At 30.2% G+C, this 13,933-nt stretch carries 17 protein-coding genes and 2 tRNA genes; 5 read left to right on the forward strand and 14 right to left on the reverse strand.

The annotated features are described in order from the left end of the window. Positions 1-157: 157 nt before the first annotated feature. Positions 158-985, reverse strand: a complete 828-nt coding sequence (locus Q8S45_RS07645) for a carboxypeptidase-like regulatory domain-containing protein (protein ID WP_305603190.1) — start codon at positions 983-985, stop codon at positions 158-160. A 114-nt stretch (positions 986-1,099) separates the two neighbouring features. Here Q8S45_RS07645 and Q8S45_RS07650 point away from each other — a divergent pair, with 114 nt between their 5' ends. The 3 genes from Q8S45_RS07650 to Q8S45_RS07660 are packed head-to-tail and all read left to right on the forward strand — an operon-like array spanning position 1,100 to position 4,251. Next, the gene (locus Q8S45_RS07650; protein ID WP_305603192.1) at positions 1,100-2,389 is read left to right on the forward strand and encodes a M20/M25/M40 family metallo-hydrolase; all 1,290 of its coding nucleotides are present in this window, start codon (positions 1,100-1,102) and stop codon (positions 2,387-2,389) included. Positions 2,390-2,437: 48 nt separating this feature from the next. Then, complete coding sequence (locus Q8S45_RS07655; RefSeq protein ID WP_305603195.1) at positions 2,438-3,994, forward strand: NAD(P)/FAD-dependent oxidoreductase; 1,557 nt, start codon at positions 2,438-2,440, stop codon at positions 3,992-3,994. 17 nt (positions 3,995-4,011) lie between these two features. Next, on the forward strand, positions 4,012-4,251 hold the full coding sequence (locus tag Q8S45_RS07660) for a DUF1456 family protein (RefSeq protein ID WP_305603198.1): 240 nt from the start codon (positions 4,012-4,014) through the stop codon (positions 4,249-4,251). 27 nt (positions 4,252-4,278) lie between these two features. Here the strand turns inward: Q8S45_RS07660 and Q8S45_RS07665 are convergent, their stop codons facing one another. From Q8S45_RS07665 to Q8S45_RS07680, 4 genes are all read right to left on the reverse strand, one after another. Continuing rightward, a complete protein-coding gene (locus tag Q8S45_RS07665) occupies positions 4,279-5,064 on the reverse strand; it encodes a dTDP-glucose 4,6-dehydratase (RefSeq protein ID WP_305603200.1) in 786 nt (261 codons plus the stop codon). Positions 5,065-5,105: 41 nt separating this feature from the next. Then, positions 5,106-5,828 (reverse strand): hypothetical protein, encoded by a 723-nt coding sequence (locus tag Q8S45_RS07670; RefSeq protein ID WP_305603202.1) that lies wholly within the window; start codon positions 5,826-5,828, stop codon positions 5,106-5,108. A 16-nt stretch (positions 5,829-5,844) separates the two neighbouring features. After that, a tRNA-Leu gene (locus tag Q8S45_RS07675) sits at positions 5,845-5,929 on the reverse strand. 49 nt (positions 5,930-5,978) lie between these two features. Continuing rightward, positions 5,979-6,051 (reverse strand) — tRNA-Lys (locus tag Q8S45_RS07680). Positions 6,052-6,165: 114 nt separating this feature from the next. On the opposite strand from Q8S45_RS07680, the gene Q8S45_RS07685 reads away from it, so the two are divergent. Beyond that, a complete protein-coding gene (locus Q8S45_RS07685; protein WP_305603204.1) occupies positions 6,166-6,684 on the forward strand; it encodes a shikimate kinase in 519 nt (172 codons plus the stop codon). On the opposite strand, the gene Q8S45_RS07690 is transcribed toward Q8S45_RS07685, so the two are convergent. From Q8S45_RS07690 to Q8S45_RS07705, 4 genes are read right to left on the reverse strand one after another with little or no spacing between them, the layout of a single operon-like run. Continuing rightward, the gene (locus Q8S45_RS07690) at positions 6,677-7,174 is read right to left on the reverse strand and encodes a phosphoribosyltransferase domain-containing protein (protein WP_305603207.1); all 498 of its coding nucleotides are present in this window, start codon (positions 7,172-7,174) and stop codon (positions 6,677-6,679) included. The genes Q8S45_RS07685 and Q8S45_RS07690 overlap by 8 nt on opposite strands. Positions 7,175-7,234: 60 nt before the next feature. Continuing rightward, positions 7,235-7,822, reverse strand: coding sequence for a methyltransferase domain-containing protein (locus Q8S45_RS07695; RefSeq protein WP_305603210.1), 588 nt, complete (start codon positions 7,820-7,822; stop codon positions 7,235-7,237). A 3-nt stretch (positions 7,823-7,825) separates the two neighbouring features. Beyond that, positions 7,826-8,614 carry an SDR family oxidoreductase gene (locus Q8S45_RS07700; RefSeq protein WP_371132997.1) on the reverse strand — a complete coding sequence of 263 codons (789 nt, stop codon included), beginning with the start codon at positions 8,612-8,614 and terminating at the stop codon, positions 7,826-7,828. Further along, positions 8,601-8,972, reverse strand: coding sequence for an RNA-binding S4 domain-containing protein (locus tag Q8S45_RS07705; protein ID WP_305603212.1), 372 nt, complete (start codon positions 8,970-8,972; stop codon positions 8,601-8,603). The genes Q8S45_RS07700 and Q8S45_RS07705 overlap by 14 nt, the downstream gene beginning before the upstream one ends. Before the next feature lie 78 nt (positions 8,973-9,050). Between Q8S45_RS07705 and Q8S45_RS07710 the strand changes: the two genes are divergently transcribed. Continuing rightward, positions 9,051-9,875 carry an FKBP-type peptidyl-prolyl cis-trans isomerase gene (locus Q8S45_RS07710; protein ID WP_305603214.1) on the forward strand — a complete coding sequence of 275 codons (825 nt, stop codon included), beginning with the start codon at positions 9,051-9,053 and terminating at the stop codon, positions 9,873-9,875. A gap of 35 nt (positions 9,876-9,910) precedes the next feature. On the opposite strand, the gene Q8S45_RS07715 is transcribed toward Q8S45_RS07710, so the two are convergent. The 5 genes from Q8S45_RS07715 to Q8S45_RS07735 all read right to left on the reverse strand — a co-directional run bounded on the left by Q8S45_RS07715 (position 9,911) and on the right by Q8S45_RS07735 (position 13,878). Beyond that, positions 9,911-10,624 (reverse strand): outer membrane beta-barrel protein, encoded by a 714-nt coding sequence (locus Q8S45_RS07715; protein ID WP_305603217.1) that lies wholly within the window; start codon positions 10,622-10,624, stop codon positions 9,911-9,913. A gap of 130 nt (positions 10,625-10,754) precedes the next feature. Beyond that, a complete protein-coding gene (locus Q8S45_RS07720) occupies positions 10,755-11,381 on the reverse strand; it encodes an outer membrane beta-barrel protein (RefSeq protein WP_305603220.1) in 627 nt (208 codons plus the stop codon). A gap of 47 nt (positions 11,382-11,428) precedes the next feature. Next, on the reverse strand, positions 11,429-12,382 hold the full coding sequence (locus tag Q8S45_RS07725) for a transketolase family protein (protein ID WP_305603223.1): 954 nt from the start codon (positions 12,380-12,382) through the stop codon (positions 11,429-11,431). Positions 12,383-12,436: 54 nt separating this feature from the next. Then, positions 12,437-13,018 carry a Maf family nucleotide pyrophosphatase gene (locus Q8S45_RS07730; protein ID WP_305603226.1) on the reverse strand — a complete coding sequence of 194 codons (582 nt, stop codon included), beginning with the start codon at positions 13,016-13,018 and terminating at the stop codon, positions 12,437-12,439. Between the two features lie 2 nt (positions 13,019-13,020). Next, on the reverse strand, positions 13,021-13,878 hold the full coding sequence (locus tag Q8S45_RS07735; RefSeq protein WP_305603229.1) for a UbiA family prenyltransferase: 858 nt from the start codon (positions 13,876-13,878) through the stop codon (positions 13,021-13,023). Between the last annotated feature and the right edge of the window lie 55 nt (positions 13,879-13,933).

Raw genomic sequence — 13,933 nt, forward strand, 5'->3', positions numbered from 1 at the left:
TCTGCTTTGAAACTAATAAACATGAATAATGTTTCTCTAATACTAATTTTACACATTCAAGTTTAAATGTGTAATCATATTTCACTTTTCTTTCCATAAAAATACCCCCAAATAGTGTCTAACTTTTTGGGGGCAGTCTACTTGAGGTTGCTTTTTTTTATTGCTTATTAGTTTCTTTAATTGTACTCCCTTTTTTTATTGCTTTATGATTTTCATAGCAAAGTAGCACGGCTTCAATTAGTTGCAAATCGCTAGCTGCATTTATAAAATAGTCGGAGTAGTTGCATTCATTCAATAATTCATTCAGTTCATCAGGTGTCATATCTAAATATTCCATCATAATTTCCCGATTAAAATTAGTTTCTAACATGGTTCTTAAAGCTCCATCTTCTTTTAACTTTTTTAACTTTCTTAATTGTTGTGGCTTTTTTCCAAACAAATTATAAACATAGTCAATTGGTTGAAAAAGTGCCGCAATTGGCGAACTAAATTCTTTTCGTTTACTTGCTCCAACTTCGTATGTTTGAGGTAAACCATTGATATGAATTCTAGCATATTTGTCTTGAGGAACATTTTTGGCATCTATCTCTAAAACACCAATTAGTTTATGCGATTTAACAACAATTTCTCTAATTTGCTCTGCTTTCTCGTGCAAAGCAATCACTAATTCATTTCCTTTTAAGAGATCGTTCGTAATTTTTAATTTAATAGATTGAAATCCCAAATAGGATATATAAATGGTGTCATTTGCTTTTGTTGTTAATTCAAACCTCCCTTCATCATCAGTTACAGTACCTATTACTGAATTTAAATTGAACAAATGGGCACCCTTTAAGGTTTCATTTGTACCATGGTTAACAACTTGACCCTTTAAAAAAATAGCCAATTTAATGACCGTCTTTCCAGTATCTTTAACTTTAGTTTCTTGTGAAAAACTCTTGAATGAAATTAAAAATAAAACAATAATTAATAGTTTCTTTTGCATATGCAATTATAGGTATTTAATGCGAAAATAAAAGTTAAATAAATCAAAAGAAAGACGCTACATTCAAATTTTTTAAATTCATAATTTTATGTACATTTAAAAAAAATAAACAGAATGAAATTACTTACCTCTCTTTTGATTTTTGCAATTACACTTCAAATATCAGCCCAAACTATTTCAAAAACAGAAAAAAAGATTTTATCTACTGTTGAAAAAAATAATGCTGAAGCAATTTCTTTTTTAGAAACTGTTGTAAACATCAATAGTGGATCTTTAAATCCTGAGGGTGTTAAAAAAGTTGGAATGGTTTTTAAAGATGCTTTTCAATCTATTAATTTTAATACAAATTGGATTGAAATGCCCACAGAAATGAATAGATCAGGGCATTTATTTGCTGAAACTAGGGGAACTAAAGGCAAAAAACTGTTATTAATAGGCCATTTAGATACTGTTTTTGAAGAAGATAGTCCTTTTCAAAAGTATGAAAAATTGAATGACAGTATTGCAATTGGTCCTGGGGTAAATGATATGAAAGGTGGTAACATTATTATTTTATATGCCTTAAGAGCCTTGCAAGAAAATGGGTTACTCAAAAATGCACAAATAATTGTGGCTTATACAGGTGATGAAGAAAGCACTGGAGATCCAATTTCTATAAGTAGGAAAGAATTAATAGATGCGGCGAAAAGAAGTGATATTGCCTTGGGCTTTGAAACTTCAACTGGATTTAACTACGCTACAGTTGCCAGAAGGGGATCATCGGATTGGAAAGTTGAAGTTGAAGGAGTTCAAGCTCATTCTTCTGGTATTTTTAATGAACGGATTGGGGCCGGTGCAATATTTGAATTATCAAGGATTTTAAATGCGTTTTATACAGAAGTAAAAGGAGAAGAGTTTTTAACTTTTAACCCTGGTATTTTAGTTGGTGGTACTGTTGCAGAAATCGACTCTAAAACGAGTAATGCATTTGCTTCTGGAAAAGCAAATGTTGTGGCTCAAAAAGCAATGGTTGAAGGTGGATTGCGTTTTATTTCGGAAGAACAAAAGCAAAATGCTCGTATTAAAATGCGAGAAATCACTACTCAAAATTTACCACAAACAAGTGCTACTATTTCTTTTATGGATAGTTATCCAGCTATGGCGCCAACCGAAGGAAATTATCAATTGCTAAAAACATTGAATAAAGTTAGTTTAGATTTAAATCAGGGTGAAGTTATTGCGTATGATCCGGGAAAAAGAGGAGCGGCCGATACTTCTTTTGTTGCAGAATATGTTGATTGTTTGGATGGACTTGGAGCTATGGGAAATGGTGCGCATACACCAAAAGAAACAATTAATTTAAAAACGTTTGAGGCACTTACCAAAAGAACAGCTCTTTTTATTTACCGACTTATAAATCAATAAAGATTTTATTTAAAAAAAGGTTGTTCTAATTTTAAGTAACTTTGCAAAATGGTTAAAGAAATTCAAATTAGAGTAACACTTTTAGAAGAAAAAACTTCGGGAATTTTAAATTTAAAAGCTGCCGAGTTTTTAAACCTAAATTTGAATGAAATAAATGCTGTTAAAGTATTGAGAAAATCGTTAGATGCCAGAAAGGCAACTATTTATTTTAATTACAAACTTGCAGTTTATATTCAAGAAAATTTACCAGAATCTTCTACCTATAATTTTGATTATAAAGATGTTTCTCAGGCAAAACCTGTTCATATTATAGGTTTTGGACCTGCTGGAATGTTTGCTGCGCTACGCTGTTTAGAATTAGGTTTTAAGCCTATTATTTTAGAAAGAGGGAAAAACGTAAAGGATAGAAGACGTGATTTAAGAGCAATAAATCAATTTCATATTGTTGATGAAGATTCAAATTATTGTTTTGGTGAAGGAGGTGCGGGAACGTATTCTGACGGAAAATTATATACCCGAAGTTTAAAAAGAGGCGATGTGCGAAAAATATTTGAAAGTTTAGTGCATCATGGTGCCACAGAACAAATTTTAGTAGATGCTCATCCACACATTGGAACAAATAAACTACCAAAAGTGGTTCAAAATATTAGAGAAACTATTTTAAAATTTGGAGGTGAAATTCATTTTGAAAGCAGGGTGGTCGATTTTAAAATTAAAAGCAGTAAGTTAACTTCATTAGAATTGAAAAATGGTAATGAAATTCCTGTTGAAAAGGTAATTTTAGCAACAGGGCATTCAGCACGAGATATTTACTATTTATTACACCGTAAAAACATTGCGTTAGAAGCAAAATCTTATGCAATGGGGGTTCGAGTTGAACATCCGCAACATATCATAGATTCCATTCAATATCATTGTCAAGATCAAAGAAATGAGCTATTACCAGCGGCTTCTTATAGTTTGGTTCAACAGGTAAATAATAGAGGTGTCTATTCATTTTGCATGTGTCCAGGCGGGTTTATTGTTCCTTCAGCAACTGCCCCTGGAGAGGTTGTTGTAAACGGCATGTCTCCATCTAAAAGAAATAGCCTTTATGCTAATTCTGGAATTGTGGTTGAAATTAATGTAGAAGAGGATCTAAAAAATTACAATCATTTTGGAGTATTAAAAGGATTAGAGTTTCAAAAAGACATGGAAAAATTGGCTTTTAATTCAGGAGGTCGAAGTCAGGTTGCGCCCGCTCAGAGATTAACAGATTTTGTGGATGGAAAATTATCAAATACATTAAACTCAACATCGTATCAGCCAGGATTGAATTCTGCACCATTACATTCCTTACTGCCTAAAATTATAGGTGGAAGATTGCGAAAGGGTTTTGTTGCGTTTGGAGAAAAAATGAAAGGATATTATACAGAAGAAGCCAATGTGGTTGGAGTAGAGTCTCGTACTTCATCACCAGTTAAAATACCAAGAACATCGCATTTTCAACATCCTGAAATAATTGGATTGTTCCCATGTGGAGAAGGTGGAGGGTACGCTGGAGGAATTGTTTCGGCTGCTATGGATGGTGAACGTTGTGCTGAAGCTGCAATATTGAATTATTAATTTAAAATTAAATTAAAATGGGATTAAATAATAATGATATTTTTAAAAAATTGAGAGTTGCACATAAATTAAGAGATGAAGATATAGTAAATATATGTGCCTTGGTCGATTTTAAGATTTCTAAGAGTGAATTAAACGCTATGTTTAGAAGTGAAGATCATCCAAAATATATGGAATGTGGAGATCAAATGTTAAGAAATTTTTTAAATGGCTTAATAGTTCATTTAAGGGGACCAATGCCTCCAAAAAAGCAATAGCATTTTAAAGTTAAGATTTTATATTTTTTAACAATCTAAACTGTTGAAATTGAATCCAATTAAATTACTGTATATAAACTCATAATTTAATAGTTGTTTTAACTTTTTATTTGATATAATTTTATTTTCTCTACTTGAGTTTTTATTAAATATTGGAACTGGCAACTCTATATCAACACTTGCTTTTGTATAAAAATCTCGTCTAGTAGGATGCATATCAGCACAAGCATTAAAAGTTTCCCCCCAAACTCCATTTTTAATTATTTTTGAAATTATTACAATGCAATCGTCTCTATGAATCATATTTACAAATCCATCAGGATTTGGAATAGCATTTCCATTTTTAAAAAAGTTACCTGGTTTTCTATCGTAGCCAAATAATCCTGCAAAACGGATAATGGTTGTAGTAAAATTGGCGTTCACTATAAAAAGTTGTTCAATTAGTGCCAAATTAGAATTATTAGTTTGAAAATATTCAGTTATAATTTTAGTTGAATTGTTGTAAACCGAAGTTGAACTAATAAAAATGACCTTTTTTATGCTTGAATTTTCAATAATAGAAATAAGGTTTTTAAAACTTCCTATATTTTTTGATGGAATATTTATGATAAGGATTTCAGCTTTAAAAAAAGTGTAATCAATGTTTAAGTCGTTTTCAACATTAATTAAAAAAGGATTCCCAATTTTTTCAATTTCATTCAGTTTAGATGGAGTAGTGGTTGATGCATTAATTGCATAACCAACTGAATTTAAAAGTACAGCAAGAGGTTTTCCTACCCAACCATAACCAAGAATGCTTATTGTATGAGCCAAATTTTATTGTTTTTAGTATTAAAATTACACAGAACCTAAAATTACTTACTATTTAAATAAATTGGAAGTAACTTGTTAAGACCAAAATCTATTCTTGTTTGGCAATCTTTTAAATCACCTTCAAATTTAAATTTTTTAGGAACTCCTAAACAATAAATTCCTTTTCTGTTGGCCATTCTTTCCAATTTATAAAATGCTTTATCCGATAAATTGTTATATAAAGGATCTAAAACGACACATTGTTCGTTTGTTCCTTGTGCCTCATCCCATCGAACTGCTTCAATTCCAGTAATTTTTGAGGGTGAAAAATAGACATTTCTTAAGAATGGAAAAGTAGCTTCAAAAACTGAAAGAGACCCTTTTTGACCAAATAAAATGAGTTCTTTATTTCGAACTATGAAGATCTGAATAAACCTATTTTCTAATTTTGAAAATTGATCAATTGCAATTGCTGCAATTCCAATCCACTTTATATCATGTCCTTGTTTAAGACGTTCATTATCAAACCATACATAAAAATCTCTAATTTGGCTAACGGTACTATATTTTAAGAAGCCGTTTTCTTGAGATAAATTGAATTGATTTGCCCTATTCCATATTGTAGAATTATTAATTCTATCCTTTTTTAACCAACAACCTTGATCTAATATTATTTTGTTAGTTTCGTTTTGGTATGTTTTTAAATTTTTCCATTCTTGAGAAAAAACAAAAGAAAAATTTAAAACAATAAAAAAGACACTAATTTCAATTTTATTTTTTTTCAACAGAAGTTTTTTTTTGTGCGCGTGACTGGATTCGAACCAGCACATTCTAAGCGAACACCAGCCCCTCAAGCTGGCGCGTCTACCAATTCCGCCACACGCGCATAGGTGTGCAAACAAAAAAAGTTAAGCAATTTGCTCAACTTTCCTTAGTGACCGGGCTGGGGCTCGAACCCAGGACCACCTCCTTAAAAGGGAGGTGCTCTACCAACTGAGCTACCAGGTCATTTCTTTCTCTTAGCGAGTGCAAATATACTATCATATATTAAAAATACAAGTTTTTTTGTATTGTTTTTTGACCGATATTTGTATACTCTTTTAAAATAACAACCCTACAAATATGAAAATAGTTTTATTAGGTTATATGGCAAGCGGAAAATCGGTTGTTGGTGAGAAGTTAGCTCAAGCGTTAAAATTAGACTATATAGATTTGGATTCATTTATTGAAACTAATGAAGGAATGTCTATTTCTGAAATATTTAGCGAAAAAGGAGAAATTTATTTTAGAATTAGGGAGGGAGAATATTTACAAATATTATTAAACACAGTCAATAACACAGTGATATCTATCGGTGGGGGCACACCTTGTTATGGTAAAAATATTGAATTTATAAAAGAACAATCTTTATCATTTTACCTCAAAGCAAGTGTAAGCACTATATTTAATCGAGTAAAAAAAGAGATTTCAAAACGCCCTTTGATAGCTGATTTTACAGATCCTGAATTATTAAAAGAATATATCGCAAAACATTTATTTGAACGAAATAACTATTATCAAAAAGCAGATTTTACCGTTTCTGTTGATAAAAAAACTATTGATGAAATCTGTTTAGAAATAAAAGAACGTATACCTAATTAAGCTCTGCAAACGATTTCCCTTCGTGTAAAACAACATTAACGTGTTCTAAAAGAGATGTTGATAGAGAAATTCCTTTATAATCTGCTTTTACCGGATATTTTTTATGATTTCTATTTATCAAAACGGCTGTTTTAAATCGTTTTAATGGAACCTCTAAAAAATGTTTTATGCTGTAAATAAGTGTAGTCCCTGAATTTAGCACATCATCTACTAAAACCAACGATTTATTTTTATACTGAACATCTGAAAGACTTGTACTTACGGGTTTTAAAGGATTTTTTTTATCAATATATACTTCACATAAAACTACTTTTAAAGGAGAAATTTCTTCAAGAATCCTTGCTATTTTAGATGCAAAAATAAAACCATTACCATTAACGCCTGCAATAATAATCTCCCTTTCATTGTAATTATTTTCATACAATTGATATGCAATTCTTTTTGTTTTATTATTAATTTGTTCGTTGGTTAAAATAATTGATTGCTCCATATAAAATATATTTTTATCAAAGATAAAAAATCGATGATTGATTTTAGATAAGTTTAATTTTTAATTTCTTTTTGCAATTAAAAAAAGTTCATTTCCATCTCTAGGTTTAATTGAATTATAACATTTTTCAAACGTCAAAATTTTAAACTGGTTGTTAAATAGTTGAAGGTACTCAATTAAGCTTCCGCCAAACGGAGGCCCTTCATCTGTCAGCTTAAAATCAAAAAATAAACCAACCAATTTTCCTTTATTATTCAATAAATCAAATATTTTAGTCACATATTTTTCTCTAAATGAAGGGTTTAATGCACAAAAAAAAGTTTGTTCAATAATTAAATCGTATGTTTTATAATGTTCGAAAAAATCTTGTTGAATCAATTTCTTTTCAGGGAAATCTGGAGTTCTATCCCTGAAATTATCCAATGGTTGTTTGGCTATGTCAATTATAGTGACATTTTTAAATCCTTGTTGAAATAAATATTCAGCTTCATAACTATTTCCAGCACCTGGAATTAGTATTTCGATATCCTTATCGGTAAGTTGATCTATATATGCTTGCAGCGGCGTTGAAATTGCACCAATATCCCAACCCGCTTGACCTGATTCATATTTTTCTTCCCAATACCTTTTATTAAATGAATCCAACATAATTTAAATGGATTTTAAAAAACCACCATCAATTGGAATGTTTGCTCCTGTAATATAAGATGCCGCATTTGAGGCTAAAAACGAAGCTAAAAAGCCAAATTCTTTTGGTTCACCTAGCCTTTTCATAGGAATTTGATTGATAAGTTGAGCAAGTTGTTCTTCTGGGGTAATATTATTTTTAATAGCTTGAAATTCATTTAATTGTTGAATACGCTCTGTATCAAAAATTCCAGTAAATATATTGTTAACCGTTATTCCATATGGTGCAACTGCGCTAGATAATGTCTTAGCCCAAGCCACAACTGCTGCCCGTATAGTATTGCTTAAAACCAGATGAGCTAATGGTTCTTTTACGGATATTGAAGTTGCATTAATAATTCTACCATAATTAGTTAATTTCATTTGCTCAATAGCAAGCATAGTAGCAAAGCAAGTCGTTTTAAAAAGTAAATCAAATGCTTTTTGGTAATCTTCTATAGTTTTTTCTAAAGCTCCACCTGCATCTGGCCCATTGGTATTATTTACCAAAATATCAACTTTATTTGTTAAAAAATAGGTTGATAATGTATTCTGAAATGCCTCAAAATCATAAAAATCAACAACAAGGTACTTATGCTTTTGATTTTGCTGTATGTTCAGTTCTTTTAAGGTTTGACTAAGCTTTCCTTCATTTCTGGCCATTAACGTAACAGTAGCACCACACTCCGCCATTTGTAAAGCAATTGCTTTACCTAAACCTTGAGTGCTTCCCCCAATTAATACATTTTTAGTTGTTAAATCAATTTTCATCATCACTATATTCTTCTATATCTCTTCGATCTTTTTTGGTTGGTCTGCCACTTCCTTTTTTTCTATAAAAATCTTTAGAATATTTTAATAATTCCATTTTATCAAACTCTTCTTGTGGTGTTATATCTTTTCGGTACAAATCAACTAATTTAGCTCCAACTCGGCTACCAGGAAAGTCAATTATTTCAATGTGATAATTTATTTGATCTTTTCTTATAACAAGTTTTTCTCCTTTATTTACAGACTTAGATGGTTTTAAATTATCTCCATTCAGTTTAATATGTCCTTTTTTACAAGCTTCTGTAGCAATAGTTCTTGTTTTAAAATAACGAATGCACCACAAAAATTTATCAACTCTCATATAATAACGTTAAAATTCAATTTTTATCTTTTTTCAAAGGTAGTAAAATAGTATCTTGCGGCCTTAAAATTTAATTAAATGAAATTTAAGAATTTTGGATTATTAATATTGTTAGGTATCGCAATTTTTGCCTGTAAAAAAGATGATGTAAAAGTCAATTTTGATGCAGCACAGCAAGCAATTGAAGACGATGCTGCCTTAGTAAAATATTTAGAAACACACTATTTAAATGCTGTTGATGGAGGAATATGGACTATTAAAAATGGTGAGACTCCTTTAATGAGTCAAGTGCAAGTTCAAAATATTACAAAAGATGATATTGATTATAAATTATATTTTTTAAAACAAAGTGAAGGGGTTAGTTTTTCTCCAACCAGAGCGGATTCTGTATTAACAACTTATTCAGGAATGTTATTAGATAGCACCGTTTTCGACTCTAGTTCTAACAGATTATGGTTGTCTCTAACCAATGTAATTGATGGTTGGAGCTATGGTTTTGTTAACTTTAAGGGTGGAACAAAGGTTATAAGACCTGATGAATCATTTTATTATGAAAATTATGGAAAAGGAATTTTATTCATCCCTTCAGGATTGGCTTATGGAAATTCTTTTCAAAGTATAATCCCACAAAATTCGCCATTAATTTTTCAAATTACTTTGAGAGATGTAAATAAAGCTGATCACGATAATGATACCATTTTATCAATTTTAGAAGATAGAGATGGCGATGGAAATGTTAAAAATGATGATACCGACAAGGATGGAATTCCAAATTATTTAGACGCCGATGATGATGGAGATGGAAGGCTTACTAAAAATGAAGACGCCAATGGAGATGGAAATCTTGAAAATGACGACACCGATAATGATGGCATTCCAAACTATTTAGATAAAGATAATTAGCATAAAAAAACTCGCAATTTGCGAGTTTTTTTATGCTATAAATTTTGGTGATTCCTCCATCCAGATCCACTTCTATTTCGTTTTTCAGAACCATTTATTTTTAAAAGATTTATGTGCAAGCTTATGGATAATTGACTTGAATTATATTCAAGCAAATGAGCGACATTGGTACCATAAATCGATCTTACAATATCAACTCGTTGAAAATCAACGGGGCTAATACCATACTGATAGCGAAAATCAACACCAAATCTTCCAAAATCTACTAACAAACCTATTCCAACATCAAACGATGATTTATTAAAAACAATAGGGTATTCAACTCCTTCAAGTTCCATATCAGATACAACACTAAAAATTGGACCCGCATAAATCCATATCGGATCATATAGTCTAACACCCAATAATATAGGGATATCTACCTTTGAAGAATTCCAATTTGCAATTTTTTGAGACAATGGATAACTATTTTTTGCTGTTGTAAAATTCATTTCTGATCTGATAAAAATTTTATCAAATTTTATGTTTAAAAAAAGTCCAAAATGATTTCCTAAATCTTTATCTGCCTGATAATAAAAATCTTCAGTTGGAATAACATTATTACCACCACCATTAGCCGTGCCAATATGGTATAATTCACCAATAGCATTATAATTTATTCCACCTTTTAATCCAACAACAAATTCCTGTGCGGTTAATGAAATATGAAACAACAACAAACAACAAAATAATCCAGTAATTTTTTTCATAAGAATATTTTTTTGAATTTTAGCATGTTAAATATAAGAACTTTAAATTAAAATGAAACTAAAATGAATAATAGTAACATAAAAAATCCCTCACAAAGGAGGGATTTATATTGTTTTTTAAAAATAAAATCTATGATGCTTTCTTTTTGTTGGTAAAGCTATACGATAAACTAAAAATCAATTGTTCTGGTCTAGAGTCTAAAGTAAAGGTTCTATTCTGAATATTATTATCAATAAATTCTACTTCATTTGAGTTAAAAGATCGTTCATAACGTACATCAACTCCAAATTTACCAAAATCTAATGAAGCTCCTAAATTTAATCCTATTGTATAGTCACGCTCCATTTTATTAAATGTAAGTCCGTTAATATCATTATCTAAAATATATTGAAATGAAGGACCTGCGAATACTTTTAAAGGTCCTAACAAATTTATTCCAATCAAGACGGGAACATCAATTTTAGACATGTCATAATCTTCAACAGAAGTGCTATTTAACTCATATTCACTAGTGGTTTTTGTATATACAAATTCTGGTCTTAAATAGATGGAACCTAAATTTATTTTTCCATAAAAACCGATATTATAACCCGTTTTTTGACCACCTTTATTGTCAATAATAGTTTCAGTTGCATCCTTAAACTCACCATTCGAATTGTAGGTTAAACCAGCCTTAATTCCAAAATCGTTTTGAGAATTTGCATTTATAAAGGCGAGGGACAATACTAAACCTAAAAATAGATTTCTTAATTTCATTTTAATTTCATTTAAAGTTACTTTTAGATAACGCAGTATAAATATCTTTATTTTCTAGCAATAACTTTTTTAACAGCTTCAACAATTGCTTTATCGGTTAATCCATATTTTTCCATTAATTGTGCTGGTGTACCAGACTCTCCAAAGCTATCGTTTACGGCCACAAATTCTTGAGGGACTAATTTATTTTGAACTAAAGTTCGAGAAATACTTTCTCCTAAACCACCAATAATATTATGCTCTTCTGCAGTTACTACACAACCTGTTTTTGAAACTGATTTTAAAATTGCCTTTTCGTCTAAAGGTTTAATGGTATGAATATTAATTACCTCGGCGCTAATACCCATGGCTTCTAATTGTTCGCTTGCTTGCAATGCTTCCCATACTAAATGACCTGTAGCTACAATGGTAACATCGGTTCCTTCAGTTAATTGAATAGCTTTTCCAATTTTAAATTTTTCGTTCTCTGGCATAAATACAGGAACAACTGGTCTACCGAAACGTAAATAAACAGGTCCGTGATGTGCTGCAATAGCAATGGTTGCGGCTTTAGTTTGGTTATAATCACATGTATTAATTACGGTCATTCCAGGAAGCATTTTCATTAACCCAATATCTTCTAATATTTGATGTGTTGCACCATCTTCACCCAATGTTAAACCTGCGTGAGAAGCACATATTTTTACATTTTTATCAGAATAAGCAATAGATTGGCGAATTTGGTCATACACTCGTCCAGTTGAAAAGTTAGCAAATGTACCCGTAAACGGTATTTTTCCGCCTATTGTTAAACCTGCAGCTATTCCCATCATATTTGCTTCTGCAATTCCAATTTGGAAAAATCGTTCAGGGTGATTTTCAATAAATTTTTCCATTTTTAAAGATCCAATTAAATCAGCACACAAGGCAACCACATTTTCATTTGTATCCCCTAATTCTGCTAATCCAGCCCCAAAACCTGATCTTGTATCTTTTTTCTCTGTAAAGGTGTATTTTTTCATTTTTGTTATTTATTAAAAATCGTGTCAAAAGTAATGATAATAGCCGATAAGAGGTTATAATTTTAACAATTCTTCATACAATTTATGAACAGGTAATCCCATAACATTGTAATAACTTCCTTCAATACGTGTAACCCCTATATAGCCAATCCATTCTTGAATCCCGTAACCACCAGCTTTATCTAAGGTGTTGAATTTATCTACATAATATTCAATTTCAGTTGCAGAAAACTCCTTAAAAAAGACCAATGTTTCATCAAAAAAAACATTCTCAATTTTTTTAGTTTTAATACAAATGGACGTAAAAACTTGATGTGACTTTCCCGATAATTGTTGGAGCATTAATTTTGCATGTTCCTTATTAATTGGTTTCTCTAATGCACCATTATCAAACCACACAATGGTATCTGCTGTTATAATAATTTGATTTTCAGTTATTTCATTCTCAAATGCAATTGCTTTTTCTTTAGCCAAATAATTAGTAATTTCTTCTGCCTTTAAATTATTTGAATAATTTTCTTCAATAGATTTAATCTTAATTTTAAAAGGAATGTCTAAAGCTCTAAATAATTCTTGTCTTCTAGGGGAAGCAGTAGCTAATATTATTTCTTGGTTTTTAAATTTATCTTGAAGCATAGTTAAAATGATAAAGGCAATAATATAAGGGAATTGATTCCTAAAAACATAATTACTTTAAGTAAATTACTATAAAAACGAAAATCGGAATTTGTACGAGCAATTGGTAATTTATAACTAATATAAAGTAGAGGTAGCATACATGTACCAATCAAATAAAAACTCGCGGCCTTGTATATTAAGACATATTTATAAATAATAAACATTAAAGCAATAGAAAGAAATAAAGATAAAAAAGAAGCGATTTTTAAAGTTCTTTTTCTACCTATAATAATTGGTAACGTGTTCATATTTAACATATAATCACCTTTTATATCTTGAACATCTTTAACAATTTCTCGAACTAAGTTTATGAAAAAAGCAAAAAAAGCGAGCACACCTAAAATGAATAATTCAAAAACGGAATCGGAAATATAAATTGCTTGTTCCGGAATTAAAAATAGGGGAACTAGAATACTAAAACTTATTAAAAAAGAAATTGCAATATTACCAATAAGTGGAAGTTGTTTTAATTTTTTCGAATAAAAATAAAGAAGAAGTGCGGCTCCAATAAAAATTAATGCAACAGAAGGTTTTTTTAGTTGAAGAGCCAATAGAACACCAAATAAAATACCAATTGTATTTAATATTTTATATATAATTTGGGTGTTTTCGATGGTAAATAAAGTTGTAACTATTAATTTTTTTGGTTTATTAACGACATCCGTTTTAAAATCTTTAAAATCGTTATAAACATAACCTGCAGCCATTATTGATAAAAGTGAAATTATATATAAAACAAAAATTGATGAAGATATAAGGTGTGTGTTCGAAATAGCTTGAAAAAAGACAAAGTTTATAAGTAGCTGGGTGTACCCCATTATCGCCAGGTTTTTCAACCTAATTAGTTGTAAAAAACCAATTACTACTGCCATA

Origin of the sequence: Lutibacter sp. (assembly GCF_030692605.1) — a bacterium.
Classification (GTDB): domain Bacteria; phylum Bacteroidota; class Bacteroidia; order Flavobacteriales; family Flavobacteriaceae; genus Lutibacter.

Excerpts from the sequence above, each read along its gene's own strand:
- Q8S45_RS07725 (WP_305603223.1), bottom strand. The coding sequence starts at position 12,382 with ATGAAAAAATACACCTTTACAGAGAAAAAAGATACAAGATCAGGTTTT.
- Q8S45_RS07660 (WP_305603198.1), top strand. The coding sequence starts at position 4,012 with ATGGGATTAAATAATAATGATATTTTTAAAAAATTGAGAGTTGCACAT.
- Q8S45_RS07655 (WP_305603195.1), top strand. The coding sequence starts at position 2,438 with ATGGTTAAAGAAATTCAAATTAGAGTAACACTTTTAGAAGAAAAAACT.
- Q8S45_RS07695 (WP_305603210.1), bottom strand. The coding sequence starts at position 7,822 with ATGTTGGATTCATTTAATAAAAGGTATTGGGAAGAAAAATATGAATCA.
- Q8S45_RS07720 (WP_305603220.1), bottom strand. The coding sequence starts at position 11,381 with ATGAAATTAAGAAATCTATTTTTAGGTTTAGTATTGTCCCTCGCCTTT.
- Q8S45_RS07645 (WP_305603190.1), bottom strand. The coding sequence starts at position 985 with ATGCAAAAGAAACTATTAATTATTGTTTTATTTTTAATTTCATTCAAG.
- Q8S45_RS07710 (WP_305603214.1), top strand. The coding sequence starts at position 9,051 with ATGAAATTTAAGAATTTTGGATTATTAATATTGTTAGGTATCGCAATT.
- Q8S45_RS07735 (WP_305603229.1), bottom strand. The coding sequence starts at position 13,878 with ATGGGGTACACCCAGCTACTTATAAACTTTGTCTTTTTTCAAGCTATT.
- Q8S45_RS07705 (WP_305603212.1), bottom strand. The coding sequence starts at position 8,972 with ATGAGAGTTGATAAATTTTTGTGGTGCATTCGTTATTTTAAAACAAGA.
- Q8S45_RS07700 (WP_371132997.1), bottom strand. The coding sequence starts at position 8,614 with ATGATGAAAATTGATTTAACAACTAAAAATGTATTAATTGGGGGAAGC.
- Q8S45_RS07730 (WP_305603226.1), bottom strand. The coding sequence starts at position 13,018 with ATGCTTCAAGATAAATTTAAAAACCAAGAAATAATATTAGCTACTGCT.
- Q8S45_RS07690 (WP_305603207.1), bottom strand. The coding sequence starts at position 7,174 with ATGGAGCAATCAATTATTTTAACCAACGAACAAATTAATAATAAAACA.
- Q8S45_RS07715 (WP_305603217.1), bottom strand. The coding sequence starts at position 10,624 with ATGAAAAAAATTACTGGATTATTTTGTTGTTTGTTGTTGTTTCATATT.
- Q8S45_RS07650 (WP_305603192.1), top strand. The coding sequence starts at position 1,100 with ATGAAATTACTTACCTCTCTTTTGATTTTTGCAATTACACTTCAAATA.
- Q8S45_RS07685 (WP_305603204.1), top strand. The coding sequence starts at position 6,166 with ATGAAAATAGTTTTATTAGGTTATATGGCAAGCGGAAAATCGGTTGTT.